General features: G+C 61.7%; 25 protein-coding genes. 15 read left to right on the top strand and 10 right to left on the bottom strand.

Translation table 11 applies throughout. The features are described 5' to 3' along the window. Window positions 1-26 precede the first annotated feature (26 nt). The gene (locus D1222_RS05970; protein WP_119453275.1) at window positions 27-794 is read right to left on the bottom strand and encodes a LytTR family DNA-binding domain-containing protein; all 768 of its coding nucleotides are present in this window, start codon (window positions 792-794) and stop codon (window positions 27-29) included. A 177-nt stretch (window positions 795-971) separates the two neighbouring features. Between D1222_RS05970 and D1222_RS05965 the strand changes: the two genes are divergently transcribed. The 9 genes from D1222_RS05965 (at window position 972) to odhB (ending at window position 13,031) form a co-directional block, all read left to right on the top strand. Further along, on the top strand, window positions 972-1,388 hold the full coding sequence (locus D1222_RS05965; protein ID WP_182481875.1) for a DUF2141 domain-containing protein: 417 nt from the start codon (window positions 972-974) through the stop codon (window positions 1,386-1,388). A 42-nt stretch (window positions 1,389-1,430) separates the two neighbouring features. Then, complete coding sequence (locus D1222_RS05960; protein WP_119453273.1) at window positions 1,431-1,979, top strand: DUF2306 domain-containing protein; 549 nt, start codon at window positions 1,431-1,433, stop codon at window positions 1,977-1,979. Window positions 1,980-2,181: 202 nt separating this feature from the next. Continuing rightward, window positions 2,182-3,405: a cation:proton antiporter gene (locus D1222_RS05955; RefSeq protein ID WP_119453272.1), complete on the top strand. Its 1,224-nt coding sequence runs from the start codon at window positions 2,182-2,184 to the stop codon at window positions 3,403-3,405. Between the two features lie 147 nt (window positions 3,406-3,552). Continuing rightward, window positions 3,553-4,740, top strand: a complete 1,188-nt coding sequence (locus D1222_RS05950) for an alkaline phosphatase D family protein (RefSeq protein WP_119453271.1) — start codon at window positions 3,553-3,555, stop codon at window positions 4,738-4,740. 55 nt (window positions 4,741-4,795) lie between these two features. Beyond that, complete coding sequence (locus tag D1222_RS05945; RefSeq protein ID WP_119453270.1) at window positions 4,796-6,034, top strand: MFS transporter; 1,239 nt, start codon at window positions 4,796-4,798, stop codon at window positions 6,032-6,034. 137 nt (window positions 6,035-6,171) lie between these two features. Continuing rightward, entirely contained in the window at window positions 6,172-7,365 is a 1,194-nt protein-coding gene (sucC, locus tag D1222_RS05940; RefSeq protein WP_119453269.1) for an ADP-forming succinate--CoA ligase subunit beta, read from the top strand. A 60-nt stretch (window positions 7,366-7,425) separates the two neighbouring features. Further along, window positions 7,426-8,328, top strand: a complete 903-nt coding sequence (gene sucD / locus D1222_RS05935; RefSeq protein WP_119453268.1) for a succinate--CoA ligase subunit alpha — start codon at window positions 7,426-7,428, stop codon at window positions 8,326-8,328. A gap of 92 nt (window positions 8,329-8,420) precedes the next feature. Then, window positions 8,421-11,429 carry a 2-oxoglutarate dehydrogenase E1 component gene (locus tag D1222_RS05930; protein ID WP_119453267.1) on the top strand — a complete coding sequence of 1,003 codons (3,009 nt, stop codon included), beginning with the start codon at window positions 8,421-8,423 and terminating at the stop codon, window positions 11,427-11,429. 30 nt (window positions 11,430-11,459) lie between these two features. Then, a complete protein-coding gene (gene odhB / locus D1222_RS05925; RefSeq protein WP_119453266.1) occupies window positions 11,460-13,031 on the top strand; it encodes a 2-oxoglutarate dehydrogenase complex dihydrolipoyllysine-residue succinyltransferase in 1,572 nt (523 codons plus the stop codon). A gap of 262 nt (window positions 13,032-13,293) precedes the next feature. Here odhB and pyk read toward each other — a convergent pair whose 3' ends face one another. Beyond that, entirely contained in the window at window positions 13,294-14,691 is a 1,398-nt protein-coding gene (pyk, locus tag D1222_RS05920; RefSeq protein WP_119453265.1) for a pyruvate kinase, read from the bottom strand. A 92-nt stretch (window positions 14,692-14,783) separates the two neighbouring features. On the opposite strand from pyk, the gene D1222_RS05915 reads away from it, so the two are divergent. The 3 genes from D1222_RS05915 (at window position 14,784) to D1222_RS05905 (ending at window position 16,502) form a co-directional block, all read left to right on the top strand. Then, window positions 14,784-15,326: an RNA polymerase sigma factor gene (locus D1222_RS05915; protein ID WP_119453264.1), complete on the top strand. Its 543-nt coding sequence runs from the start codon at window positions 14,784-14,786 to the stop codon at window positions 15,324-15,326. Beyond that, on the top strand, window positions 15,323-15,691 hold the full coding sequence (locus tag D1222_RS05910) for a DUF6768 family protein (RefSeq protein WP_119453263.1): 369 nt from the start codon (window positions 15,323-15,325) through the stop codon (window positions 15,689-15,691). The genes D1222_RS05915 and D1222_RS05910 overlap by 4 nt, the downstream gene beginning before the upstream one ends. A 73-nt stretch (window positions 15,692-15,764) precedes the next feature. Further along, window positions 15,765-16,502, top strand: coding sequence for a hypothetical protein (locus D1222_RS05905; RefSeq protein ID WP_119453262.1), 738 nt, complete (start codon window positions 15,765-15,767; stop codon window positions 16,500-16,502). Between the two features lie 81 nt (window positions 16,503-16,583). Here D1222_RS05905 and D1222_RS05900 read toward each other — a convergent pair whose 3' ends face one another. Then, window positions 16,584-17,147, bottom strand: a complete 564-nt coding sequence (locus tag D1222_RS05900; RefSeq protein ID WP_119453261.1) for an HNH endonuclease — start codon at window positions 17,145-17,147, stop codon at window positions 16,584-16,586. A gap of 171 nt (window positions 17,148-17,318) precedes the next feature. Beyond that, the gene (locus tag D1222_RS05895) at window positions 17,319-17,969 is read right to left on the bottom strand and encodes a DNA-3-methyladenine glycosylase family protein (RefSeq protein ID WP_119453260.1); all 651 of its coding nucleotides are present in this window, start codon (window positions 17,967-17,969) and stop codon (window positions 17,319-17,321) included. Between the two features lie 147 nt (window positions 17,970-18,116). Here D1222_RS05895 and D1222_RS05890 point away from each other — a divergent pair, with 147 nt between their 5' ends. Continuing rightward, on the top strand, window positions 18,117-18,722 hold the full coding sequence (locus tag D1222_RS05890; RefSeq protein ID WP_119379348.1) for an HD domain-containing protein: 606 nt from the start codon (window positions 18,117-18,119) through the stop codon (window positions 18,720-18,722). 225 nt (window positions 18,723-18,947) lie between these two features. On the opposite strand, the gene D1222_RS05885 is transcribed toward D1222_RS05890, so the two are convergent. The 3 genes from D1222_RS05885 to ftsE are packed head-to-tail and all read right to left on the bottom strand — an operon-like array spanning window position 18,948 to window position 21,279. Further along, complete coding sequence (locus D1222_RS05885; RefSeq protein ID WP_233348584.1) at window positions 18,948-19,691, bottom strand: lysophospholipid acyltransferase family protein; 744 nt, start codon at window positions 19,689-19,691, stop codon at window positions 18,948-18,950. A 5-nt stretch (window positions 19,692-19,696) separates the two neighbouring features. Continuing rightward, a complete protein-coding gene (locus D1222_RS05880) occupies window positions 19,697-20,569 on the bottom strand; it encodes a cell division protein FtsX (protein ID WP_119453258.1) in 873 nt (290 codons plus the stop codon). Continuing rightward, window positions 20,566-21,279, bottom strand: a complete 714-nt coding sequence (gene ftsE / locus D1222_RS05875) for a cell division ATP-binding protein FtsE (RefSeq protein WP_119453748.1) — start codon at window positions 21,277-21,279, stop codon at window positions 20,566-20,568. The genes D1222_RS05880 and ftsE overlap by 4 nt, the downstream gene beginning before the upstream one ends. A 66-nt stretch (window positions 21,280-21,345) precedes the next feature. Here ftsE and D1222_RS05870 point away from each other — a divergent pair, with 66 nt between their 5' ends. Then, on the top strand, window positions 21,346-22,035 hold the full coding sequence (locus D1222_RS05870) for an MJ0042-type zinc finger domain-containing protein (protein WP_119453257.1): 690 nt from the start codon (window positions 21,346-21,348) through the stop codon (window positions 22,033-22,035). Continuing rightward, complete coding sequence (locus D1222_RS05865) at window positions 22,032-22,565, top strand: phosphoribosyltransferase (RefSeq protein ID WP_119453256.1); 534 nt, start codon at window positions 22,032-22,034, stop codon at window positions 22,563-22,565. Before D1222_RS05870 ends, D1222_RS05865 begins: the two co-directional genes overlap by 4 nt. On the opposite strand, the gene D1222_RS05860 is transcribed toward D1222_RS05865, so the two are convergent. The 3 genes from D1222_RS05860 to D1222_RS05850 are packed head-to-tail and all read right to left on the bottom strand — an operon-like array spanning window position 22,566 to window position 25,251. Further along, window positions 22,566-23,375 (bottom strand): alpha/beta hydrolase, encoded by an 810-nt coding sequence (locus tag D1222_RS05860; protein WP_119453255.1) that lies wholly within the window; start codon window positions 23,373-23,375, stop codon window positions 22,566-22,568. Further along, window positions 23,372-23,896 (bottom strand): RNA pyrophosphohydrolase, encoded by a 525-nt coding sequence (locus tag D1222_RS05855; RefSeq protein WP_119453254.1) that lies wholly within the window; start codon window positions 23,894-23,896, stop codon window positions 23,372-23,374. Before D1222_RS05855 ends, D1222_RS05860 begins: the two co-directional genes overlap by 4 nt. Continuing rightward, window positions 23,893-25,251 (bottom strand): divergent polysaccharide deacetylase family protein, encoded by a 1,359-nt coding sequence (locus tag D1222_RS05850; RefSeq protein ID WP_119453253.1) that lies wholly within the window; start codon window positions 25,249-25,251, stop codon window positions 23,893-23,895. Before D1222_RS05850 ends, D1222_RS05855 begins: the two co-directional genes overlap by 4 nt. Window positions 25,252-25,311 lie beyond the last annotated feature (60 nt).

The following is a 25,311-nucleotide window of genomic DNA, read 5'->3' as shown; positions in this document are numbered from 1 at the left end:
CGGGGTTTCTTTGTGGCGCCGGCGGTTCAGCTCGCGAAGCCGGCGTCCTTGACGGCGGCCTGGTAGGAGCGGGAGACGGGGACTTCCTCGCCGGAGCGCAGGATCAGTTTCAGTTTTCCGTCGCCGCGTTCGGTGCGGGCGACACCTTTGCGGGCGACCCACCAAGAGCGGTGGACGCGCAGGCCATCTGCGTCGGCCAGCTCACGGTCGACATCTGACAGGCGGATCAGGATGAGGTCACTGCCGAGTGAGGTGAACACGCGGCAGTAATGGTCTTCTGAGGTGACGGCCCAGAGGTCTGCGGTGTGGAATTTTACGGGCAGGCGCTGAAGGAAGGTCTGTACGGCGTCGCTGTCATCTGCGGCGTGGACAAAGTCCGGTCCTGCGAGATCAAAGGCGCGGCTGACCGTGTATCCGACAAGCGTCATCGCCGTCGCGATCACCAGTACATAGAAGTAGACGATGAGAATCGGCCCGTCTCCGACGCGGATATATCCGCCCGTCACGAAAGCGAGCGCGTAGATCACGAAGGTGACGCCCGCTGCGGTGATGAGCGAGGTGATGATGATCATCAGCCAGGCCGGGCCGTTGGGCCGGAGACGGTAATAGGCGGTCACAGTCAGCTCTCCGACGATGGAGCCGGAGAGGATCAGCAGGAGCCAGATCCCGAAATTGAGCAGAAAGGGCGCATTGCTGTTGCTGCCATAGGGGCGCACGAATGCAAGGAAGAGCGAGATGCCCGCCAGCAGCAGGGCCTCGCGTCCGCGTTTCTTCCAGTCAATCGCGATACGCAAGCTGCAAGCCCCTCTTCATTCGCGCTTCGTGAATGACATTGGCCGCATTTCGCGAAGGATTCCAGACCTCTCACGGAAACTCGCTCGTGGCGATGCGGTGGTCTCTGCATGTTCTGGAGGCCGGGCACATCGAGGCCCGCGACAGACACACCTCAATGCTCACGGAGACCCGAAGCCATGAAAAAGTATGCAGCCCTTGCCAGCCTCCTCGCCCTTGCCGCCCCAACCGCCTGGGGCGCGAGTGTCGAGCTGACGATTACCGGCGTCGAAACCGCCTCCGGTGAGATCCTGATCGGTGTCTTTGATAGCGAGACGGGCTGGAAGACCGACGCGTCCGTCGCCGACGCGCGCGCTGACGCCGCGACGGGAAAGGTCGTCGTGACGCTGGACGGACTTCCTGAAGGCGAGGTCGCGATCAAGCTGTTCCACGATGTCGATTCCAATGGAGAGCTGAAGCGTGGAAACTTTGGCATTCCGGTAGAGCCCTATGGCTTTTCCAATGATGCGCCAGTGCGCTTTGGCCCGCCGAGCTGGAGCGCCGCCAAGTTCACCGTCGCTGGCGAGACGACTGCCCACACGCTGGCGCTGCGCTAGTCCGCGCGCCTTTCGCTGCCCTCAAGATCAGGAAACAGGACAATGAGCCTCACAGACGTCTCCTCCCAGACCCGCCGCCTTCCCCGCCTGCCGAAACTTTCGCGCACCGCATGGACGCTCGGCATCGCCGTGCCGGTTTACGGCGCCATCAGTGCGCTGACCCTTCTTGATGTCGGCCGCCTGCCGCGCTTCCGGTTTGATCCGCAGCCGCTGATCGAATCCGGCATCGCCATTCAGGTGCATGTGGCGGCCGCGCTGACCACGCTGGCGATCGGCATCTATCTGATGACGGCACCGAAGGGATTTCGCCTGCACCGGACTTTTGGGTGGGCGTGGGTAATCTCCATGGCCATAACGGCAGGCTCATCCTTCTTTATCATGACTCTGTTCCAGAATTTCTGGAGCCCGATCCACGCCCTGTCGGCATGGACACTGATCGGCCTTCCGGTGGGCATTGCGGCGGTTCGACGGCGCAATGTGAAGAAGCACCGTCAGGAGATGACCAACATGTTCGTTGGCGGAATGGTTGTGGCGGGCCTGTTCACCCTGCTGCCCGGCCGGATGATGTGGCACATCTTCTTCGCAATCTAGGCGCGATACGTCTGCTCACTTTTCGGGGTCCGGCGATAAGCCGGGCCCCGATCTGGTTTTCGGCAGGCCTTATTGAACGAAAACAGCGATAACGTCGTTCACACGGGCCCGGCGAGCTTTCCCCGAAGCCCTTGCGACGCACATATGATCGTCATCAGTACCTGATGACGCAGCCCGTTGCAGAACGACGAGAGAGAAGACTTTGGACCAGTACTTTCTGAGCATTGCGATTATCGGCTTTGTTGGTCTGTCCTGCTCCTGGGTCTACCATTTCACCCAGAAAATCGGTGTTTCCTACGCGATCGTCTATGTGCTGCTGGGCATGGCGGTGTTCGCCATCTTCCCGGAACTGCCCTGGGTGTCCCCGTTTACGAAGGAGACCTATGCGATCCACCTCACGGAATTGATGGTGATCATCGCGCTGATGACGACTGGCCTCAGCATTGATCGCAGGTTCGGAATTAAACGGTGGGCGAACCCGTTAATGCTGGTGTCGGTGGCCATGATACTCAGCATCGCGGCCCTGGCGGCGATTGGGTACTGGTGGCTTGGCCTCGGTCCCGCTTCGGCCGTCCTGCTGGGCGCGGCGCTTGCCCCAACTGACCCTGTTCTTGCCTCCGAAGTTCAGGTGGGCCCGCCCAATAGCGGCGATGATAATGGGGTCAGATTTGCCCTGACAGCCGAGGCCGGGATGAATGACGGGCTGGCATTCCCTTTTACCTGGCTGGCGATTGCGCTGGCGGGCGCCGCAGGGGGCGGACAGGCCGTCCTTGTCGAGTGGCTTTCTTATGATGTTTTCTACCGGATCATCGCGGGTCTTGTCATCGGTTATCTGGGTGGGCGCGCGGTCGCCTATGTCTTCCTGCACCTGTCGCAGAAGCTGGAGCTCGCCCGGATACGCGAGGGGCTGACGGCGGTTGCGGCAACGCTTGCCGTCTATGGTGTGACGGAGCTGGCGCATGGTTATGGCTTCATCGCCGTCTTTGTTTGTGCCCTGACCATTCGCGATTTCGAGCGCGAGCACGAGCACCACAGAAAGATGCATGAGTTCACCACGCAGCTGGAGCGGGCCTTGATGGCGATCCTGCTTCTATTGCTGGGCGGGGCCGTCATGGACGGCATTCTGAAGCCGCTGACCTGGCCGCTGATTGCGGCAGGCTTGCTGATCGTGCTCGTGGTCAGGCCTGTCTTCGCCTATCTGGCGCTGAGCTGGACGACGTGTTCCCGGCGCGAGAAATGCGTCATCAGTTTCTTCGGCATCAAAGGCATCGGGTCGTTCTTTTACCTATCCTTTGCCCTCGGCGAAGCAGAGTTCGCCAATGCTGACACGCTATGGGCGCTGACAGCTTTCGTCGTGCTGATTTCCATCCTGGTGCACGGCCTCACATCCTCGATTGCCATGAAGTGGCTGGGCGATAAGGCCTGACGCTGCTGCAGTGCGAACCGGGAGTACCGGGTCGCTGTCGAGGACACGAAAATCCTTCTTCGCCATCTGGGCGAGTAACCCTTTATCTATGATGCAACGCCCTGCATAACTGCGGGGCGTCTAGGTATAGTGAAAGGGTCTCTCCTCATGCGTCTCAGCTCTCTGGCTGTCATCGGAGCCTTCGGGCTTGTCTCTTGCGCGACACAAAGCGCACCTCCCGTCCTGTCAGACCTGTTTGAGGGTGAACCTGAGAGCGCCGTCGAGGCGCTGAACCGCTATTATGCGACGATTGATCCGGCGAGCCTGCCGCAGGCGCCGGAAGGCGTGTCCCTGCCGCTGAGCGAGCCGCTGACGCGTGTACTGCTGGCGTCCTGCAATGATGAAGAGAAGGCCAGCCCGACCCTGTCGACTCTGGCCGGGGAAGAGGCCGACCTGTTCCTGATGATTGGCGACAATGTCTATGGCGACCGTGATGGCCGCGACTATGCCAATAACCAGCCGGAGCTCGACGAGCTGCGTGAAAGCTTCGCAGACCTTGCAGAGAGCGCGGAATTCCAGGCGGTGCGGGCCAAGTTCCCGATGATGGTGGCCTGGGATGACCATGATTACGGCGCCAATGATGGCGGCAAGCATTTCCCGTTTCGCGACTATGCCGAGATGATCCACGAGACCTTCTGGGGCCTTGGCGACGAGGATGTCGGCCAGTGGCCGGGCACGTATTATGCTCGTACCTTCGGGCCGGAAGGCCAGCGTGTGCAGGTCATCATGCTGGACACGCGGTTCTTCCGCTCTGACCTGACGGCGACAGACCAGTACAATGCGCCCGGCAAGGAGCGTTACATGCCGGCGCCGGAAGGCAGCTATCAGGACATGCTGGGCAGTGCGCAGTGGACCTGGCTGCAGAACCGTCTGCAGGATCCGGCTGACCTTCGCTTTATCGTGTCGTCCATTCAGGTCCTGCCGACGGTGCATGGCTGGGAATCCTGGGACAAGCTGCCTGATGAACGCCAGCGCCTGTTCGACATGGTGAAGAGCACAGAGGCGGGCGGTGTCGTCTTTCTGACGGGCGACCGCCATACCGGCTTCATCTATGAAGAGGCCGGCGTGCTGCCCTATGAAGCCAATGAGCTGACCGCGTCCTCGCTCAACGTGTCCTTTGCGACCGAGAGCGATGAGATGGATGAGCGCCAGGTCGGCGCAGCGTTTCCGCCAGAGAATTACGGCGTCGTGGAAATCGACTGGGAAGGTCGCAGCCTGAGTTTCCTGCTGAAGGACAATGAAGGGCAGACGGTGCGCCAAAACGACATTGCATTTGGTGACATTGGCGTGGAATAAGCCCGGCTGAACGCCAAGCCACACCGAGAGGGGCCCTGAAGGAGCCCGGTCTGCCATGAGCGATTACCGCAATGTCTGGGCGCTGATTGCAGCCGCTGCCTTCCTTCAGCTTGGGGGCGGTATCCTCAGTGTGGTCACCCCGCTCGGCCTTGAGACGCTGGGTGTCAGCCCGGGCCTTATCGGTGCGATTGCAGCCGTTTACGCGCTCGGCTTCATGGTCGGGGCCTATACGGCCAGCAATGCGGTCATCCTGTTCGGCAATATCCGCGTGTTTTCGGCGGCGGCGGCGACCTGCGGCGCGAGCGTGCTGGTCATGCAGCTGGCGCTCGACCCCTGGAGCTGGACATTTGTGCGTATCCTGCAGGGCGCGGCCTTTGCGTGGATGTTTTCCAGCATCGAGGCGTGGCTTGGCTCGACCGTCTCGGTGAAGAACCGGGGCAGTGTCAGCGGCTTCTATCACCTGATTGCCAAATTCGCGCTGATGGCAGGGCCGTTCTTTGTGGCCGGGCTCGCGCCGGTGGATTTCCGGCCATATCTCTGGTGCGCGATGTTCCTCTGCCTGTCGCTGCTGCCGGTCTGCCTGACAAGGCGCGGGGAGCCGCCTGCGCCGAGTGTCGAACCGCTGCCCTTCAAGCGCCTGTTCGACATTGCGCCATCGGCGGTGATCTCGGTGTTTCTCGCGGGCCTTATCAATAGTGGCACGCTGGCGCTCCTGCCGCTCTATGCGGGCGTGGCGCTGCAGGGTGTTTCGGGCGGCGCGACAGGCGCAGCCGCGATCGCTGCGGCAGCCGTCTGGACGGGCGGACTGATCAGCCAGTGGCCGGCGGGCCGTATTTCCGACCATATGGACCGTCGCGTGGTGATCGCCGTCATGGGCGCGGTGTCAGCCATAGCTGCGCTTGTGCTAGGGCTTCTCCCACGCATGCCGGAGAACTGGATCCTGATCACGCTGGCGGTCTGGGGCGCCGGGTCGCTGTCCTTCTATGGCATCGGTGTCGCACATGCGATCGACCGGTCTGATACCGCGCAGATTTCGCGGGTCATGTCGGGGCTGCTTTTTGTCTGGGCGGCAGGGTCGGTCATCGGGCCGCCGCTCTCTGGTTATGCCTTCCGGATGCCATTTACCGAGGGCGGACTGTTTCTTCTTGCCGCGATTAGTTCAGCAATTCTGGCTGTGGCAATGATGTACAGGCGCACAAAGCGGCAGGATGTGCCCAAGGAAGCACAGGAGCCGTGGAAGATTACGCTGCCAAGCACAGCATCTACGGGCGAAATCGACCCGAGAACCGAGTAGGAATGGCTTGGTCCGGGTTCTGGACCCATCCGGTTGCGCCGTAAATTCTCAGTGTTATAAGGCCACGAGTTTCTGAGCGGTGGTGCGCGCTTCGCGTCCCACTCCCGCCGACGATATCAAAGAGGCTTATTTCCCCCATGAACATTCACGAATATCAGGCCAAGGCCGTGCTGAAGTCCTATGGTGCGCCCGTTGCGAACGGTGCGCCCGTGCTTTCGATCGACGAAGTGGAGAAGGCTGTCGACCAGCTGCCTGGACCGCTCTGGGTCGTCAAAAGCCAGATCCACGCAGGTGGACGCGGCAAAGGCAAATTCGTGGAATCAGCTGCGGGTGAAAAAGGCGGCGTTCGCCTTGCTTTCTCCAAGGAAGAAGCGATCAGCCACGCCAAGGCGATGTTCGGCAACCACCTTGTCACGGCCCAGACCAACAAGGACGGCAAGCAGGTCAACCGCCTCTACATTGAAGACGGCGCAGACATCTCGCGTGAGCTTTACCTCTCTGTCCTGATCGACCGCGCAACCGGCAAGCCGGCTTTCGTCGCATCGACTGAAGGCGGCATGGACATCGAGGAAGTCGCGCACTCCACGCCAGAAAAGATCCTGACCCTTCCGATCGACCCGATCGCCGGTGTCACCGACAAGGATAGCGAGCAGCTTTGCGACGCGCTGAAGCTTGAAGGCGACGCACGCGCAGACGGCATGAAACTCTTCCCGACGCTCTACAAGGCGTTCACGGAGAAGGACATGTCCATGCTCGAGATCAACCCGCTGATCGTCATGGAAGACGGCCACCTGCGCGTTCTCGACGCCAAGGTGTCTTTCGACGGCAACGCGCTTTTCCGTCACCCGGACATCGTGGAACTCCGCGACAAGACCGAGGAAGACGAGAAGGAAATCGAGGCGTCCGAATGGGACCTCGCCTATATCGCGCTCGACGGCACGATTGGCTGCATGGTGAACGGTGCAGGCCTCGCCATGGCGACGATGGACATCATCAAGCTCTACGGTGAAGAGCCAGCGAACTTCTGTGACGTTGGCGGCGGCGCCAACAAGGAGAAGGTCGCAGCAGCCTTCAAGATCATCATGAAGGACCCGAACGTGAAGGGCATCCTCGTGAACATCTTTGGCGGCATCATGAAGTGTGACGTCATCGCTGAAGGCGTGATCGCTGCGGTCAAGGAAACCAACCTTGGTGTGCCGCTGGTCGTTCGCCTGGAAGGCACGAATGTCGATGAGGGCAAGTCCATCATCAAGAATTCGGGTCTCAATGTGATCCCTGCCGACGATCTCGACGATGCGGCCAAGAAGATCACCGAAGCGATCAAAGGCTAGAGCTTAAACGTTTTTTCGCGCGCCTGAGGGCGCGACCCAAAGATTTCAGGGACCTTATCCATGTCCATTCTCATCGACTCGAATACCAAAGTCATCGTGCAGGGCCTGACCGGCAATACCGGTTCGTTCCACACCAACCAGGCGCTCGAATATTACGGCACCAAGATGGTTGCCGGCACGCACCCGAAGAAGGCTGGCCAGAAATGGACCGCCGACAATGGCACCGAACTGCCGATCTACGCGACTGCAGGCGAAGCCAAGGAAGCCACCGGCGCAAACGCATCCGTGATCTATGTGCCGCCAGCCGGCGCAGCTGCTGCGATTGAAGAAGCCATCGACGCAGGCATCGAACTCATCACTTGTATCACCGAAGGTGTGCCAGTCATGGACATGGTGCGCGTGAAGGCGAAGCTCGCCAATTCCAAGTCGCGCCTCATCGGCCCGAACTGCCCAGGCGTCCTGACCCCTGAGCAGTGCAAGATCGGCATCATGCCGGGCAAGATCTTCAAGAAGGGCTCTGTCGGCGTCGTTTCCCGTTCGGGCACGCTGACCTATGAAGCGGTGTTCCAGACCTCGAATGCTGGCCTTGGCCAGACGACGGCTGTCGGCATCGGCGGCGACCCGGTCAATGGCACTAACTTCATCGACGTGCTGGAGCTTTTCCTCGCAGACGACGAGACCAAGCAGATCATCATGATTGGCGAGATCGGCGGCTCTGCTGAAGAAGAAGCTGCACAATTCCTCAAGGACGAAGCCAAGAAGGGCCGCAAGAAGCCAATGGTTGGCTTTATCGCTGGCCGCACGGCGCCTCCGGGCCGCACGATGGGCCATGCTGGCGCTATCGTTTCGGGCGGCAAGGGCGATGCCCCTTCCAAGATCGAAGCCATGGAATCGGCTGGCATCAAGGTGTCTCCGAGCCCTGCGCGTCTCGGCGATACCATGGTAGAGGTTTTGAAAGGATAGCCCCGGATACTAAGTGTCCGAATGGCGGCCAGACGAGGCCAATAAAACGACCCCGCCGGGCCGTCCAGTGAAGCAACAGGACGGTATATACCATGGCTGATGACGGTTCCCCGATTTCGGGCAAGCGGAGCGCACAGAACAGCGCGATGCTGGAAACCGCGTTCTTGTATGGCGGCAGCGCAGTCTGGATCGAAAAGATGCAGGCTGCGTATGCGCGCAACCCTAACTCCGTGCCCGAAAGCTGGCGCGACTTCTTTGCCGCGCTCGGCGACGAGGAAGAAGCGTCTACGCGCAATGCGGACGGGGCGAGCTGGAAGCGCGATCGCTGGCCCAAACCGGCGGACGCCGAACAGGTCGCAGCCTTTGATGGCAACTGGACGCTGCTTGAGCCGAAGCTCAAGGAGAAGATCAAGTCCGACAAGCCAGCCGCAACGGCTGAGGATGTCGCCGATGCGGTGAAGGATTCGATCCGCGCGCTGATGATGATCCGTGCGTACCGGGTTCGTGGTCACCTCGCGGCGAACCTCGACCCGCTGGCGATCGAGAACGATGTCGATCATCCAGAGCTCGAGCCGGCAAATTACGGCTTCACGGACGCGGACATGGACCGCCGCATCTATATCGACGGCTATCTCGGCCTCGATTACGCGACCATTCCGGAAATGGTCGACATCCTGAAGCGGACCTATTGTTCGACGATCGGTATCGAGTTCCAGCACATCTCCAATCCTGAGGAGAAGTCGTGGCTGCAGGAACGTATCGAAGGCCCGGACAAGGGCGTTGCCTTTACCCCCGAAGGCAAGAAGGCGATCCTGACCAAGCTGATCGAAGCGGAAACCTTTGAGCGCTTCCTTCACCGTCGTTATCCCGGCACCAAGCGCTTCGGCCTTGATGGCGGCGAAGCGGCCGTTCCGGCGCTGGAGCAGATCATCAAGCGCGGCGGCGCCCTCGGTGTAAACGAGATCGTTGTCGGCATGCCGCACCGCGGCCGCCTCAACATGCTGGCTGCCGTCATGGGCAAGCCGTATGAGAAGATCTTCCACGAATTCCAGGGCGGCTCAACGCAGGGCGCTGAAGGCTTTGGGTCTGGCGACGTGAAATACCACCTCGGCGCGTCTTCGGACCGCGCCTTTGATGGAAATGAAGTCCACCTGACCATGAACGCCAACCCGTCTCACCTTGAGGCGGTGAACCCTGTCGTTCTTGGCCGGACCCGCGCCAAGCAGGCGATGGAAGCCGAAGAGACCGGCACGCTGGACCGTTCGCACAAGCTGCCGCTTCTGTTGCACGGTGATGCGGCCTTTGCCGGCCAGGGCGTTGTGTCTGAGTGTTTCGCGCTGTCGGGCCTTGCTGGCTATCGCACGGGCGGCACGATCCACTTCATCGTGAACAACCAAATCGGCTTCACGACCAGCCCGATGTATTCGCGTTCGTCGCCTTACCCGTCAGACGTTGCGCTGATGGTGCAGGCGCCGATTTTCCACGTGAACGGTGATGACCCTGAAGCGGTCACCTATTGCGCGAAGGTCGCGACCGAGTACCGCCAGAAATTCGGCAAGGACGTTGTCATCGACATGTTCTGCTATCGCCGGTTTGGCCACAATGAGGGTGACGAACCGATGTTCACCCAGCCGGTCATGTACACCAAGATCAAGGGCCACGAATCGACCCGCGAGATCTATGCGTCGCGCCTCGTTGATGAGGGCCTCGTCACTGCAGACGAAGTCGCCGCACAGATCAAGGATTTCGAGGACTTCCTCGACAAGGCCTTTGATGACGGCAAGACGCTCGAAGTCACCAAGGCCGACTGGCTGGATGGTGAATGGTCAGGTCTCGGCCTGCCTGAGGATGACGAGCGCCGTGGCAAGACCGGTGTTGCGGTCAAGAAGCTCAAGGAAATTGGGGAGGTCCTCACCACGGTTCCGGACAATGTCGACATTCACAAGACGCTGCGCCGCGTGATTGATGGCCGCCGTGAGGCGATCGAATCAGGTCAGGGCCTCGACTGGGCGACGGCAGAGCATCTTGCCTTTGCGACCCTGCTCGATGAGGGTTTCCCGGTTCGCCTGTCCGGTCAGGACTCGGGCCGGGGTACCTTCTCGCAGCGCCACAGCCACTTCGTCGATCAGGCGAGCGGCGAGCGCTATACGCCGCTGAACAATCTCGGAAATGGCGCTGCCCATTACGAAGTCATCGACTCGCTTCTCTCTGAAGAGGCGGTGCTTGGTTATGAGTATGGTTATTCGCTGGCTGACCCGAACTGCCTGACCCTCTGGGAAGCGCAGTTTGGTGACTTCTCCAACGGGGCGCAGGTCTTCTTCGACCAGTTCATTTCCTCGGCAGAGCGTAAATGGCTGCGGATGAGCGGTCTCGTCTGCCTTCTGCCGCATGGCTATGAAGGCCAGGGCCCTGAGCACAGCTCGGCGCGTCTTGAGCGCTTCCTGCAAATGTGCGCCGAAGATAATATGCAGGTCGTGAACCTGACGACGCCAGCCAACTATTTCCACGCGCTGCGCCGCCAGATCCACCGCGACTTCCGCAAACCGCTGATCATCATGACGCCGAAATCGCTTCTGCGTCACAAGCTGGCGACCTCGACGTTGGATGACCTCAACACGAAGTCTTCCTTCCACCGTATCCTCTGGGATGACGCGGAAACGCCGGGCCGTGAGGGCAAGGTGAAACTGGCTGAGGACAGCAAGATCCGCCGCGTCGTCATGTGTTCGGGCAAGGTCTATTACGACCTGTTCGAAGCGCGTGAGGAAGCTGGCACGGATGATGTCTATCTGCTGCGCATCGAGCAATTCTATCCGGTGCCGCGCAAGTCGCTGATCGCCGAATTGAAGCGTTTCCCAGGCGCCGAGATGGTGTGGTGCCAGGAAGAGCCGCGCAATATGGGCGGCTGGACCTTCATGCGCGACGAGATCGAATGGACCGCCAACCAGGCCGGTGTTCGTAACCCGCGTCCAAAATATGCGGGCCGCCCACCATCGGCAGCCACGGCAACCGGCCTACTTTCACAACATAACAAGGAAAAGGATGCTCTCATCGCAGCCGCGCTGGGTGACCAGCCGGTCGAAGACAGCATCGTTTCCGCCTGACCTGAACGAATCTAACGGAAACGGAAGCATATGACTGATATCGTAGTCCCTCAGCTCGGTGAGAGCGTGACGGAGGCCACTGTTGGCCAATGGCTCAAGAAAGCTGGCGACAAGGTCTCCAAGGATGAGGTTCTGGTCGAGCTGGAAACCGACAAGGTTTCAGTTGAGGTTGCCGCAACGGCAGATGGCACGCTAAGCGAGATCGTCGCCAATGAAGGCGACACGGTCGAGATCGGCGCGGTCCTTGGCCGCCTCGGTAGCGGCAGCGGCGAAGCGCCTGCCGAGGAAGAAAGCGCGCCTGCAGAAGCCAAATCCGAGAGCGCTGAGCAGCCGAAAGAGGAAGCTCCAAAGCAGGAAACAAGTGCCCCATCCGGTGGCGGTGATCTGACCGATGTGACCGTCCCGCCAATGGGCGAAAGCGTCACCGAGGGCACGCTGGGCGAGTTTCTGAAAAAGGTCGGCGACAAGGTCTCCAAGGATGAGACGATTGCCGAGATCGAGACTGACAAGGTCGCGCTGGAAGTGCCGGCGACGGCGGATGGCACGATTGCAGAGCTGCTCGTCTCGCCGGGTGACACGGTCACGCCGGGCTCTGTCATCGCACGGATTTCCGGCGGTGCAGGCGGCACGGTGGCCAAGGAAGCCCGCGTTTCCCAAGGTGCAACGACCAGCCAGACCCCAGCCGAAACCGGTCAGTCGGCTTCCGGTCAGGAAGACCGTCCGGTTTCTCCATCGGTACGCCGCGTCGCAGCCGAAGGCGGTGTGAACCCTCAGGACATTCCAGGCACAGGCCGCGATGGCCGCGCTACCAAGGCGGATGCGGTCGACTTCGTGAACAAGGCTGCGCAGGCACCAAAGGCAGAGAGCAAGCCGCAGGCTGCCTCAGCCCAGCGTGAGATTGGCCCACGCGAGGAGCGGGTGAAGATGACCCGTCTTCGCCAGACCATCGCCCGCCGCCTGAAAGAGGCGCAGGACACCGCCGCGATGCTGACGACATTCAACGATGTCGACATGAGCGCGGTGATGGACCTTCGTTCACGCTACAAGGACGCCTTCCTTGAGAAGCATGATGTGAAGCTTGGCTTCATGGGCTTCTTCGTGAAGGCCTGCGTCAACGCGCTGAAAGAAATCCCGGCGGTGAACGCCGAGATCGACGGCACGGACATCATCTACAAGAACTTCTATGATCTCGGCATCGCGGTCGGCACCGATCGCGGCCTCGTCGTGCCGGTTGTTCGTGACTGTGATGAGCTGTCGCTGGCAGGCGTCGAGAAAGAGATCGGCAATCTTGGCCGCAAGGCCCGCGATGGCGAGCTTTCGATCAATGACATGCAGGGCGGCACCTTCACGATCACGAATGGCGGCGTCTATGGCTCGCTGATGTCGACGCCAATCCTGAACCCACCGCAGTCCGGCGTGCTCGGCATGCACCGCATCGAGCAGCGCCCGGTCGCCGTGAATGGCAAAATCGAGCTGCGTCCGATGATGTACCTCGCGCTGTCCTATGACCACCGCATCGTCGACGGCAAGGAGGCTGTGACCTTCCTCGTCCGCGTCAAGGAAGCGCTGGAAGACCCGGAGCGTATGCTGCTGGACGTCTAGGCGTCTGATTGCAGGAAGACTTTGAAGAGCGCCCGGTCAGCAATGGCCGGGCGTTTTCATGTAGGGTTCTGAAAATGGGCGTTACTCCCGATGAGCGACAGCTCATCTGGGAGCCCATCTCCTGATTTCTGCCTCTGTGCCTGATGAGGTGTGAGGAGATGGATCCTCAGACCGCGTTGCGGTCGAGGATGACGCGGATGAGGGGTGTTTGTGTGTGGCTTCATCCTTCGACAAGCTCAGGATGAGGGATGGAGGGGACGTCTTAGCGCCGTATGCCCATTTCCCAGGCAGTGTCGTCGCCGCCGCCTTTCCAGGCGGCATAGGCGACGGCGCCTTCGAGGTCTGCGGCGTCCATCAGGGTGCGGGGCCAGTCGCTTTCCTCGATCATGTCGACATGGATGGGGTGCACGCCCCATAGGAGCTGTGCGCGGCGAAGGCGGGCGTCATCTGACGAGCCGTAAAGGATGAAATAGCGCCCGCGATGCTTGGCGAACTGGGCGAGGCGGCGGGCCGACCCGGTGCGCAGGGCGAGCGCCTTGGCCTTCACGGCGAAGGCGAGCGACTGGGCGGCGCGCGCGACGATGTCGATGACGCGCTCATCATCGCGGTCGCCCATGAACTGTCTGAGGGAGTCGCGATAATCGGGGGCCGCTTCCGTGGCTCTGATGATCCGGTCCATGATGGCGACGGCGGTGGGCGGATGGCGGCCAATGGCGGTCTCGGCAGACAGCATGACGGCATCGACGCCCTGATAGATGGCGGTGGCGACATCGCCTGTCTCTGCGCGCGTAGGGGCGGCATTTTCGATCATCGATTCCAGCATCTGCGTTGCGACGATGACGGGGCGGCCAACTTCACGTGCTTCGCGCACGATGCGGCGCTGGATGATAGGGACCTGTTCGAGCGGAAATTCGACGCCGAGATCGCCGCGGGCGATCATCACCCCGTCAGACGCGCGGATGATGGCGTCGAGATCAGTGACCGCGCCGGGCTTCTCGATCTTGGCGATGAGCGGGGCGCGCGCGCCGATCGCGGCTTTGGCTTCTTTCACGTCTTCAACCGACTGCACGAAGCTGAGCGCGACGAGATCCACGCCGAGGTCCAGCGCAAAGGCGAGGTCTTCGCGGTCCTTATCGGTCATGGACTTGAGCGGCAGCGTCTTGCCGCGGACGGTGAAGCCCTTGCGATCCGACAGGGTGGCATGGAAAGCGGGGGTGACCCGTAGCGTGTCGCCAGCCTCACTGACGGTGAGGCGGACCTTGCCGTCGTCGCAGAGGATTTCGTCGCCTTCTTCGAGCGAAGAGAGGATTTCAGGGTGCGGGACGGGGATGGTGTCTGGCGCGCTGGTGCTTTCATCGGCGGTCAGCGTGTAGGTCTTGCCATATGCGAGTTTGATCGCGCCGCCCTCAAACGTGCCGACACGTATCTTGGGGCCCTGCAGGTCGGCGAGAATGGCGAGTGGGCGGCCCATCGCCTTTTCAGCAGAGCGGACGGCGTTGAAAACAGCGGCATGAGTTTCGTGGGCGCCGTGGCTGAAATTCAGGCGGAAGATGTCGGCGCCAGCTTCGGCGAGGAGGCGGATGGCGTCGGGGCTCGCGCTTTTCGGGCCAATCGTGGCGAGGATCTTCGCGTTGCGGCCACGCAGGCGAGGTGAGGTCATTGGGGTTTCCTGCTGGCGCGGCGGGGCCGCAATTGAACCTTTTGCCAATCTGGCGCGACTATCCCTTCAGAACAAGGCAGACAGACGCAGGCATGACCCGGGACACAGGACGCATATTCGATGAGCTTCTGCTCATCTCGGCACGTGCCGGCGACCGAAGGGCCGGAGAGCGACTGGCCGCGCGTTGGCAGCCGCGGCTTCTGCGGACGGCAAGACGCCTGCTGCGCGATGAGGATGAGGCGGTTGAGGCCGTCCAGAATGCCTGGGCGGCAATCTGCCGGGGCTGGTTCACGCTGCAGGACCCGGCGCGGTTTCCGGCATGGGCGTTCACCATCCTGCACCGCAAATGCGCCGACCGCATCAGGGGCAACCAGAGCGACCGGGCGCGATACTCGGAGCTAACGCCTGATGCTGGCGCCGTAGCAAGGGGCGCCCCCGAGGACGGGCTCGCCATCCGGCAGGCGATGGACGGCCTCAGCGTCGACCACCGGGCCGCTGCTGTCCTGTTCTTTGGTGAGGGGATGACCCTCATCGAGGTCGCGGAGATTACGGGCGTACCGGTGGGCACGGCCAAGTCGAGGATTTTTCACGCACGCCGCCAGATGAAGGCGGCTTTGGAAGGAGAAGAAGAATGACGGGTATTGATGAGAAGATCCGCCAGGGCATGAGCGAGGATGACCGGGCGTTTCTGGCATCGCTCGACGCAGAGCCGGGCCTGTTCCAGCAGATGGGCGCCGCCTTTGCCGGGACGATGAAGGCCTGGACGGTGTTTGCTTTCCTGCTCTCGCTTGTCTTTTTCGGGCTGGCGATCTGGTCGGGTTTTGCCATGTTTGACAGCGAAACGGCCGTCGAGGCGATTGGCTGGGCCGGGGTCGGGCTGGCGGGCTTTATGGCGACGGGGTTCGTGAAGATCTGGTTCTGGCTGCGCATGAACCATCTGACGCTGTTGCGCGAGATGAAAATTATCGAGCTGCGGCTGGATAGCCTGAACGCGAATTAACGAAAGAGGCGGAACGCGGCGGCGGGGCATCCGTTTTCACAGTGTCACAAGCAGAACGCTGAAAGGACACGCTATGAAACGCACATTTCTGACTGCTACCGCCGCTATCGCCCTGATGACTGCGCCTGCCATCGCGCAAGTCGCCGATACGGATATTGAGACGCAGACCGAAGCCGAGATCACCACGGACATCCCTGATGTCCAGATTGAAGGCGATGTGACGTCCGATACGACGCTTGATACCGAAACCCCGACCGCGACCACGCCAAGCTGGGACGGTGATACCGAGCTTGAGAACGACACGTTCAAGGACGGCGACGGTATGGGCGGCGAGTATTACGAGAGCGAAGAAGACGCAATCGCGGACTCTGATCTCGAAGCTGACACGGATGTCGAGATTGAAACGCCCGGCGCCGATGTTGATGTCGATGTGGAAACCGAGACTGAGTACAATGATGAAGCTGAAGCAAAGCTTCAGATGAATGACCAGTACGGTTCGGTCGAAACCTATGGCGACACGAAAGTGACTGCCGAGGCATCCAGCGACCTCAATGAAGGCCAGCTTGCCGAGCTGAATGCAGAAAAGTCAGCGCAAGTCGCCGCAAACACCGACACCGAAATGGGCGTTGGCGGTCCTGAAGCCACTGACGCAGAAGACGCTGCCGCTCGCTATGGCGACATCAATGAGGTCGCCAATCCGGACGTCGATGTTGATGGCCTCACTGAGTATGAGGAAGAGCAGATCGAGAAGGCCGGAGAAGACGCCGCACAGGATATCGACAAGCTCGAGAAGGACAGCACCAAGTACTAGGACGCTGAGCCTGACATGAAATCAGCCCCGCAGTGTGAAAGCTGCGGGGCTTTTTTTTGCGCGGCGTGTGTGGGCTGCCGTCTACGCCTCGAGTTCGACGTCCCAGTAGAGATAGTCCATCCAGGTTTCATGCAGATGGTTTGGCGGGAAGCGCCGGCCGATTTCCTGAAGTTGGTAATTGGTCGGGCGCACGGGCTTTCTGTGCGGGACCATCCCGGCATCATTCGGCATCCGGCCCCCCTTTTTGAGGTTACAGGGCGAGCAGGCCGCGACGATGTTCGTCCAGCTTGTGCGCCCACCCCGCGAGCGCGGCACCACGTGATCAAAGGTTAGCTCATCCGGCGCGCCGCAATAGGCGCACTGGAAGCCGTCACGCAGGAAGACGTTGAAGCGGGTAAAGGCGGGCGAGCGGTCCTGTCGCACGAACTCGCGCAGCGCGATGACAGACGGCAGGCGCATCTCGAAGCTCGGGCTGCGCACGACGGTGTCGTATTCGGCGATGATGTCGACACGGTCGAGAAAGACGGCCTTTACGACATCCTGCCAGGGCCAGAGCGAAAGCGGATAGTAGGAAAGGGGCCTGAAATCGGCGTTCAAAACGAGAGCGGGCCGCCCATTTGGCGGATTAGTCAGGACCTCAGGCATTGCAGCCTCCTTCCTGTCCCTCTGTGCGGCTGACGAGAATGTCAGTGAACGCGCGCCTCCATCGGTTTTATCGAGATCATTACTGATTCCCTAATACGAGTTTATGACAGTTTACGGGTTTGGCTAGCGCATCTGCGCGTTTTCGTTCGTAACTGTAGTGCCTGCTGCAGATCAGGCATCGCTGCCGCCGCTTGCTGAATAGGCTTTCGCGCGCTCTGCATTGATCCAGCCCCAGAGAAGATGGGCGGCGACCCCGCGCCATGGCCGCCAGGCTTCGGCGAGCTCTGTGAACGCCTTCGACGCATGGCGCTCTTCATGCCCGCTGAGCTGGCGATAGGCTTCCATCAGGCCGACATCGGCGATGGGGAAGGCGTCGAGCCGGCCGCAATAGAGAAGGAAGAGGTCGGCGGTCCAAGGGCCGATGCCCTTAACGGCAAGAAGTTCGGCGCGGGCGGCCTCGATCTCTGCATGGTAGACGCGGGTGAGGTTGAGCGCACCCTCCTCGACGGCGGTCGCGATGGATTTGAGGTGGCCGATCTTGGGCCGTGACAGGCCGCAGCCTCTCAGCGTGTCCTCGCTGGCGCCAAGGACCGAGGCGGGCGTGACCTCCCCAAGTTCGGCTTCGACGCGGCCCCAGATCGTGGCTGCGGCTTTGGTTGTGATCTGCTGGAAGGCGATCATGCGGGCGATGGTGTGATAGCCGGGCGGGCTGTAGCGCCAGTCGGGCAGGCCGGTGACCGCGAAGGCGGCGGCGAAGGCCGGGTCGCAGGCCATGAGGTCATCACACGCCTGCTGCAGTGTCTCTTGTGATGGTTTCGACATGGGGCGCTCCGCGGCTCAGGACAGGGCGTCAGCGTATCGCAAGACGCCATGCACTGCGAGCGGCGGCGGGCCGGTCATCGGTAAATCTTTGACCGGCTCTGCACATCCGCGTATTCTGGAAGGCGAAAAGATAATGGAGGAAACAGCATGGCAGACGGACACGGCGCGGGCGGACAGGCCCAGTTTCGCGAAATGATGGAAGGTACGAAGGAAGACTGGGAGATCATCTCCGAGCATTCGCGTATCTTCAACAAGGGCCTCGCCAAGCGCGTCCTCGACCATCTTCGCCTGCTGGACGGCGACTTTGGCGGCTTCCCGGTCGACCGGCTGGAGCATTCGCTGCAGACTGCGACGCGCGCGCACCGCGATGGCCGTGACGAGGAATATGTCGTCTGCGCCCTGCTGCACGATATCGGCGACACGCTGGGCAGCATGAACCATCCGGATGTGGCGGCTGCGATCCTCAAGCCCTTCGTGTCAGAGGAGAACCTCTGGATGGTCGCCAATCACGGCGTCTTCCAGGGCTATTACTTCTTCGAGCATCTCGGTCTCGACAGGAATATGCGCGACCAGTTCAAGGACAATCCGCACTTCCAGCGCTGCGCCGAGTTCTGCCACAAATACGATCAGAAGGCGTTCGACCCTGAGTATCAGAGTGAGCCGCTGGAGTTCTTTGAGCCGATGGTGGAGCGCGTCTTCTCCAAGCCGAAAAATTCGATCTATCTGCGCAAGACCGAAGAGGCGTCGGCTTAGGGGCTGCGCTTCGGTTTCTGCTTCTCTCATCCTTCGACAGGCGCTGTATGAGGGAAGCGGCTCCACGGGGTCACTCTAACGGCTCCAGTGGGCGTCACTCTCGATGAGCGCTAGCTCATCTGAGAGCCCATCTTGTGCCCTCTGCTCTAGCGTCTGTCTGGCGGTCCCGAGATGAACCCTCAGACCGCTTTGCGGTCGAGGGTGACGGAGCACGTGAATGGCTGATTATACCGCCAGTTCAGCGCGCGTGCGGCCCTGCGCAGCGAGGCCTTCGTCCAGCAGGGCGTCTGAGGCGGCTTCCAGTTCGCTCTGCAGTCTGGCGAACATTTCCTTGCGATTGAGACCAGCCGGGATCTGCGGCAGCGCTTCATAGACGACGAGGCCCGGCTTGCGGACCATGCCGCGCGGCTTCCAGCAGAGCCCGGAATTGGTCGCGAGTGGGACGACGGGCACCTCAAGCTGGTTGTAGAGCGCGGTGACGCCAGCCGATTTGTAGGCGGGGGCTGCACCTGCGGGTTGGCGGGTGCCTTCCGGATAGATGAGGACTTGGCGGCCCTGTTCGGTGCGGGCTTTCGCCTCGCGCAGCATCTTTTTTAGCGTCTTCGATGTGCCCGCCCGGTCGATGGGGATCATCTTCGTCTTGAGGGCATACCAGCCCAGCGCGGGATACCAGAGCAGTTCGCGCTTCAGGATGATGGCCGGGTCAGAGAAGAGTATGAACGGGATGAAGACGTCCAGCATGGCCTGATGCTTGCCCGCGATGAGGACGGGACCCTGCGGGATGTGTTCGTGTCCGCGCAGCTCAACCCTGATGCCGCAGAGGAAGCGCAGGCCGACGCGGATGTACTGGGCGTAGAACCGGATGGCGGCCACGGCGAATTTGCGTGGCAGGAGCAGGGTCGGCAGGCAGGTGATGCCGATGACGGCCATGCCGCCATAGAGCCAGATGACGAACAGGAATGAGCGCACAGCGTTCAAAGTGAACTCCTCAGCGAGCGGCCAACGGTGATCCGCGCAGCGATACGTGCCGCAAGCGCGCCAGCAATGGGCGAGACGGCAAGGATCATGAGATCCCACTGGTCGAGCGATAGCTTCGGCAGGAGCTCACTCGGCGCGTTGGAGCTTTGCGCGGAGAAGACGATGATGGCGGTGACGGCGAGGGCCGCGACAGAGCCTGCCGCCCCGGCTTTCAGACCCAGCAGCCAGAAGCGGCGCTCAAACAGGCGGGCGATAAAGCGGTCTTCTGCGCCCGCCAGATGCAGCACGTCGACAATGTCCTTGCGGGCAAGGAGCGCCGCGTGGGTTGCGAAAGCAATGACGGAAATGGCAGTCATGGTGAGAAGGAGCACCGTGCCGATGGCCGCGATGCGCAGTGTGCCAAGGGCTTTGCGAACTTCGGCGGCATAGGCCGAATGTGTGTCGGCGCGGCCATTGATGCCGGCTTCGGCGAGTGCGGCGTCGATATCGGCAGCGAGCGCGGTGGTGTCGCCCTCGGCGTCGACCGCGATGAGCAGCGGCAGGGGGATGCCATCCGGGATTCCGCCGGGGCCAAAGCTTGGAGAGAGGAGCTCATCGAGCTCTTCATCAGTGAGGACGTGCGCGCGCTCTACGCCCGGCAGGGCCTCAATAAGGGTGGCGGCGGATTCTGCGCCGCGCCTGTCTGTGTCGCTGACGAGCACGGTCATTTCGCCCTCGACCTGCGCGGTCCAGGCTTCGGCGGCGGTGTAGGTGCCACGTGCCACGAGGGTGGCAAGCACGGCGAGAAAGCAGAGGGCTGCGACCACGAAAAAGAGGGCCGCTTCGCGCGCATCGCTTTCGGGCAGGAGGGGGTTCATCTTGATGTTCATGCTTGCTCGTAGGAGCTGTCCGCAAAGAGCAGCCCGTCCTGAAGCTTGAGCACCGGCGCCTTGAACTCACGGATGATGTGCATGTCGTGCGTAGCGATAATGATCGTCGTGTTGAGGCGGCGATTGAGCTCAATGAAGAGGCGGAAGATGCGCCGGGCCATGTCCGGATCGACGTTGCCGGTCGGCTCATCCGCGATGAGGATATCGGGCTTGTTAATCAGCGCGCGGGCGATGGCGAGGCGCTGTTGCTCGCCGCCGGAAAGGGCTGGTGGGAAGGCATGAATACGCTCCCCAAGGCCGACCCAGCGCACGAGATCGACGACTTCGTCGCGGTAGTCCTCGGGCTTTTCTCCGCTGACACGAAGCGGCAGGGCGACATTCTCGAATGCGGTAAGGTGGTCGAGCAGGCGGAAATCCTGAAAGACGACACCGATACGGCGGCGGAGCGCCGAGAGCTGGTTGCGGGACATGTCGGCGGTGCGCTGACCGAACAGGCGCACTTCGCCCGATGTCGGCGCATGAGCAAGGTAGAGAAGCTTCAGAAGGGATGATTTGCCCGCGCCTGACGGGCCGGTCAGGAAGGTGAACGTGCCCGGCTTCAGCCGGATATCGATATCGGTGAGGATATCGTCAGCCGTGTCGTAGCGAAGGCTTACGCCGTTCAGCTCAACAGCCGGTTCACTGGCAAGAGGCGCGCCCGCCTGGGTCATCAGCTTCCTTTCGAATCCGCAGCGGTCCAATCGACTATTTCAGAGAATTGCGCGAAACTCCAAGCCATGATTCTCACCTGTCCGAACTGCGAGACCCAGTATTTCGCGCACGACTCCACGATTGGTGAGGCCGGGCGCACGGTGAAGTGCGCCGCGTGCGATCATAGCTGGTTTGTCGGTCAGGGCGAGGGCTTGGCGGCTGCTGCGGGCCGTGGTGCGCATGAGGCGTATCGCAAGCGCGTGCGTGACCGCAAAGCGCGGGCGAGCCGGATGGCGGCGATGGTGTCCTGGGCTGTCGCGGCCTGTTTTCTTGTCGGCATTCTGGGCGGAGCTGTCCTGATGCGCAGCCGGGTGGTGGAAGCCTGGCCGCAGAGCGCGTCTGCCTTCAGCGCGCTTGGCCTGAAAGTGAACCGGTTCGGCGTCGAGTTTGCCTCAGAGGATGCCGAACGCTTCCTCGATGGGACGCTGCCCGTGCTGGAGATTAGCGGCGAGGTCCGCAACTTCACCAAGAGGCCCCGGCGCGCGCCGCTGGTCGAGGTGCGCCTGCTGGACGATGGCGGGGTGCATATCGCCACCTATTATGCGCAGGTCGCTCAGGGTGAGATCGCCGCCGGCGAGACGGCAGGCTTTTCCAAACGGATCGAGAACCCGCCATTTGAAGCTTTCCAGCTGGAACTCGGCCTTGTCGATGAGGGTGAGGCTGGGCTTGAAAGCGAGCAGGCAAACGTCACACCAGACCTCGGCGGAAATCCATGAGCCAGAATACTCCTGAAATCGATGTCGTCCTGAACGAGGACGAGCTGATGGCCATGGTCGACAGGCTGGCCGAGACGCTGGCTCCGCGCCTTCAGGGCGACTGGACGGCTATCAATATCCTGATCGGCGCGACGCCTTTCACCAGCGACTTGATGAAGGCGCTGGCGCGGCGTCATATCCATCCGATGCTGGATGCGCTGTGGCTGGAAAGCTACCGCGATGCGCGCGAAAGCTCTGGCCGGGTAAATGTGCGCGCGGACATAACGCGCCCTGTGACAGGCCGCGGCGTCCTGCTGATCGATGATGTGTTTGATACTGGCCGCACGCTGGCCTTTGCGCGCCAGCATCTGATGACCAAGGGCGCACGCGAGGTGATCACGGTGGCGCTAGCGCGCAAGCCGTCAGCGCCGAGCGGGGCAGACGATGTCGATTACCATGCGTTTGAGGCGCCGGAGCGGTTTCTCGTCGGCTATGGCATGGACGATAAGGGGCTCTATCGCGGGCTGCCTTTTGTCGGCGCCCTCGACTGATCACATGACGGGCTGAGGGTCTGCCGCTGGGTCCGTGTCCGGCAGTTTGCGATCCAGCCATTCAAGCATATCGGCAACGACCTTGTCGGTTCCCGGCTCGTCGACGATCCAGTGGGCGTGCTGGGGGTATTCGATATAGTCTCCCGGAACGCCTGCGCCCTTATACTTCTGGCCGACGCGGCGGACGGCCTTGATCGGCGTTGCGCGGTCCTTGCCCGCGCCGATGGTCAGCGTCGGGATGGTGACGGTTTTCTCGTCGATCAGGGAAGGTTCTGTCAGGTCGCGGTAGACCTTGCCTGAATCAAAGCGCGCCTGCGCATAGATCTCATCGTGGCGGCTCTTGGGGACTTCGTTCATCACGCCCCATTTGAAACCGAACTTGCCGACCTTGTAGCTGTTCTCCGGCACGTTCTTCTTGCCTGCCTTCAGGATGTTCCAGAAGGTGATCATCAGGCGGAGATCCTGCACCTGGCAATCCGGGGTCTGGGCCGGAGTGAGGAAGATGGCGGCAGAGGCGTCGCCGCGCGCGGCGAGGTTCTGCGCGATGAGGCCGCCCATGGAATGGCCCATGATCACGGGCTTTGCGCCGGTCTCAGCCTCGATTTCACGCGCCTTGGCGGACATCGCCTCAATATAGTCGGTGAGGGTGAGGTCTTTCAGGCTGTCTGGCGGATTGTCGATGGTGCGCTGGTCTTCAAACAGGGTCGGGGCTTCGACGCGCCATCCAGCCGCTTCGAAGGCGCGCTGCATCGGGCCCCAGGCTTCGCCGCCGCAGCCGACGCCGTGGATCATCAGTATCGTCCGGCTCATGGCGTTTCTCCTGCTTTTGTCTCAAGGGCAAAATTCTCACCCGCCCAGGGGCGGAAGCGTTCGGCGACGGCCTGATAGACGGGCCGTTTGAACGGCACGATGGCAGCGGGCGCCTCGCTGAGGCGGGCCCAGCGCCATGCGTCAAATTCAGGTGTGTGACGGTCGAGGCGGATGTCGCTGTCAGAGCCCTTGAAGCGCAGCGCAAACCATTTCTGGCGCTGGCCGATAAAGGCGCCCGGCATGCGGCGGCGCACTTCGGCCGGAAATTCATAGAACAGCCAGTCAGAGGTTTCTTCGAGCACGTCGACAAGTTTGTCGGAGACGCCGATTTCTTCTTCGAGCTCTCGCAGGGCGGCGTCGTGGGAGGTTTCGCCTTCATCAATGCCGCCCTGTGGCATCTGCCACTGGAAGGCGCCGCGCCCGTTTATGCGGCGGCCAAGAAAGATATAGCCGGTCGCCGAAAACAGGACGAGGCCGACATTGGGGCGATAGAGCGAGGGATCAGGTGTCTGGATGGTCACCCAGTCGTATCTACCGCGTCCATGTCTGCTTGCCCACCCGCCTGTTGGTCGATGGACGCAGTTTCGAGGCCCGCCGTAGCAGATGGCCGTGTATGCGTCGCGGCAGATGCAGGCGCGAGTACGATGCCCTTGGCGGAGAGGCTATCGGTCCAGGCTTTCAGGATGTCGATGGTGACCGGGTAGGCAAAACCGGAGCCGACGGCAGAGCCTTTATCGATGGCCAGCGTTTCCAGCTCCAGCAGGCGTTCCTGAATGTCCCCGCCATGCGGCTGGGTGTCGATCGGGAAGTTGGCCCGGCGAAAGCGGAGCGGCGCGTCCGTCGCGACGGTGTCCATGGCAGAGCGGGGGAGGCTGCCATCCTCAACGAAGGCAAGACCGCGCGCGGCGGTCAGGCGGGCAAGGTGAGAGACGCTTTCCGGGCTGCGCAGGAAGCGGCCACCCTGATAATTGGTGAGGCCGAAATAGCCGCTTGCAGATGCCATGAGCGCGCTGAGGCGCGACTCGATCTGGGCTTCCTGCATGGTGGTGGTCAGGCTTTGAGGGTGGGCCGGGCCAGAGGACAGCTCATAGGCCTCAAGCGGGACTTCGAGGAGGACTTCGTGGCCAGCGGCGCGGGCCTGATCGATCCAGCCCTGAAGGTCGCGCGTGCCCGGCGCGAAGGAGAGAGTGACCTCCGGCGGAAGCTCATCAATGGCCGAGCGGGTATGGGTGCGGTTGATGCCAAGCCCACCGAGAATGATGGAGACGGTCGGGCGGCCCTCAGTGTTGGCGAAGGGACGGGCATAAACGCCCGCAGGCGTGCGGCCATCATCGGAAATCTTTGGCAGCGTGCCGAGCGAGGTGCGCTCAGCGACAGCGGCGACTGGCGCGCGCGGCAGGGCGAGCGTGCTGCGCGATTCCTGCCAGGACTGGCCGGAGGAGACGCTGATGCCATTGATGCGGACTTCCTGACGCTCAGGCACTTCATCGCTTCGAGCGGCAACGCGGACGACGCGTGAGACGCCATCGACATAGTCAACGCCAAGATCAGGCGTCCCTGCCTCACCGCGGGCGATCATCGCGTCGGTGACGAAGGGCGGTGCGCCGTCTTCTTCATCGAAGGAGGGGGCCGCGATCTGTCTCGCGGGCGCGTTGGAGGAGGCGAGCCGCGTCTTCAGTTGCGGGGTCGTGATGGTCGGCGCTTCGGTCTCGAAGAGCGCAATCTGGCGGACCGGGCTGGACGTGTCGTCGCTGCCCCAGACATGGATGCCGCCTGCCATGGCCGTCAGTGCCAGACCGACAGTAGCAAAGCTCAGAACCGAATGCTTGATCGCACTACGCAGCGGCGATGGCTCACGGGGTGCCTTTGCGGCCATGTATGGTCTCTCCGGTCGCTGGTTTGGCGGGTCAGCGCAGACCCTGCCAGCGACCGGTTA

It is taken from the genome of Henriciella algicola, from assembly GCF_003576245.1.
GTDB classification, from domain to species: domain Bacteria; phylum Pseudomonadota; class Alphaproteobacteria; order Caulobacterales; family Hyphomonadaceae; genus Henriciella; species Henriciella algicola.
This window is presented reverse-complemented; position numbering and strand designations above follow the sequence as displayed.

Bases quoted from the DNA above. Each gene is read 5' to 3' on its own strand.
- odhB (WP_119453266.1), top strand. From the start codon at position 11,460: ATGACTGATATCGTAGTCCCTCAGCTCGGTGAGAGCGTGACGGAGGCC.
- D1222_RS05930 (WP_119453267.1), top strand. From the start codon at position 8,421: ATGGCTGATGACGGTTCCCCGATTTCGGGCAAGCGGAGCGCACAGAAC.
- sucD (WP_119453268.1), top strand. From the start codon at position 7,426: ATGTCCATTCTCATCGACTCGAATACCAAAGTCATCGTGCAGGGCCTG.
- D1222_RS05915 (WP_119453264.1), top strand. From the start codon at position 14,784: ATGACCCGGGACACAGGACGCATATTCGATGAGCTTCTGCTCATCTCG.
- D1222_RS05860 (WP_119453255.1), bottom strand. From the start codon at position 23,375: ATGAGCCGGACGATACTGATGATCCACGGCGTCGGCTGCGGCGGCGAA.
- D1222_RS05870 (WP_119453257.1), top strand. From the start codon at position 21,346: ATGATTCTCACCTGTCCGAACTGCGAGACCCAGTATTTCGCGCACGAC.
- D1222_RS05895 (WP_119453260.1), bottom strand. From the start codon at position 17,969: ATGTCGAAACCATCACAAGAGACACTGCAGCAGGCGTGTGATGACCTC.
- ftsE (WP_119453748.1), bottom strand. From the start codon at position 21,279: ATGACCCAGGCGGGCGCGCCTCTTGCCAGTGAACCGGCTGTTGAGCTG.
- D1222_RS05950 (WP_119453271.1), top strand. From the start codon at position 3,553: ATGCGTCTCAGCTCTCTGGCTGTCATCGGAGCCTTCGGGCTTGTCTCT.
- D1222_RS05890 (WP_119379348.1), top strand. From the start codon at position 18,117: ATGGCAGACGGACACGGCGCGGGCGGACAGGCCCAGTTTCGCGAAATG.
- sucC (WP_119453269.1), top strand. From the start codon at position 6,172: ATGAACATTCACGAATATCAGGCCAAGGCCGTGCTGAAGTCCTATGGT.
- D1222_RS05960 (WP_119453273.1), top strand. From the start codon at position 1,431: ATGAGCCTCACAGACGTCTCCTCCCAGACCCGCCGCCTTCCCCGCCTG.
- pyk (WP_119453265.1), bottom strand. From the start codon at position 14,691: ATGACCTCACCTCGCCTGCGTGGCCGCAACGCGAAGATCCTCGCCACG.
- D1222_RS05965 (WP_182481875.1), top strand. From the start codon at position 972: ATGAAAAAGTATGCAGCCCTTGCCAGCCTCCTCGCCCTTGCCGCCCCA.
- D1222_RS05880 (WP_119453258.1), bottom strand. From the start codon at position 20,569: ATGAACATCAAGATGAACCCCCTCCTGCCCGAAAGCGATGCGCGCGAA.
- D1222_RS05865 (WP_119453256.1), top strand. From the start codon at position 22,032: ATGAGCCAGAATACTCCTGAAATCGATGTCGTCCTGAACGAGGACGAG.
- D1222_RS05945 (WP_119453270.1), top strand. From the start codon at position 4,796: ATGAGCGATTACCGCAATGTCTGGGCGCTGATTGCAGCCGCTGCCTTC.
- D1222_RS05910 (WP_119453263.1), top strand. From the start codon at position 15,323: ATGACGGGTATTGATGAGAAGATCCGCCAGGGCATGAGCGAGGATGAC.
- D1222_RS05900 (WP_119453261.1), bottom strand. From the start codon at position 17,147: ATGCCTGAGGTCCTGACTAATCCGCCAAATGGGCGGCCCGCTCTCGTT.
- D1222_RS05850 (WP_119453253.1), bottom strand. From the start codon at position 25,251: ATGGCCGCAAAGGCACCCCGTGAGCCATCGCCGCTGCGTAGTGCGATC.
- D1222_RS05905 (WP_119453262.1), top strand. From the start codon at position 15,765: ATGAAACGCACATTTCTGACTGCTACCGCCGCTATCGCCCTGATGACT.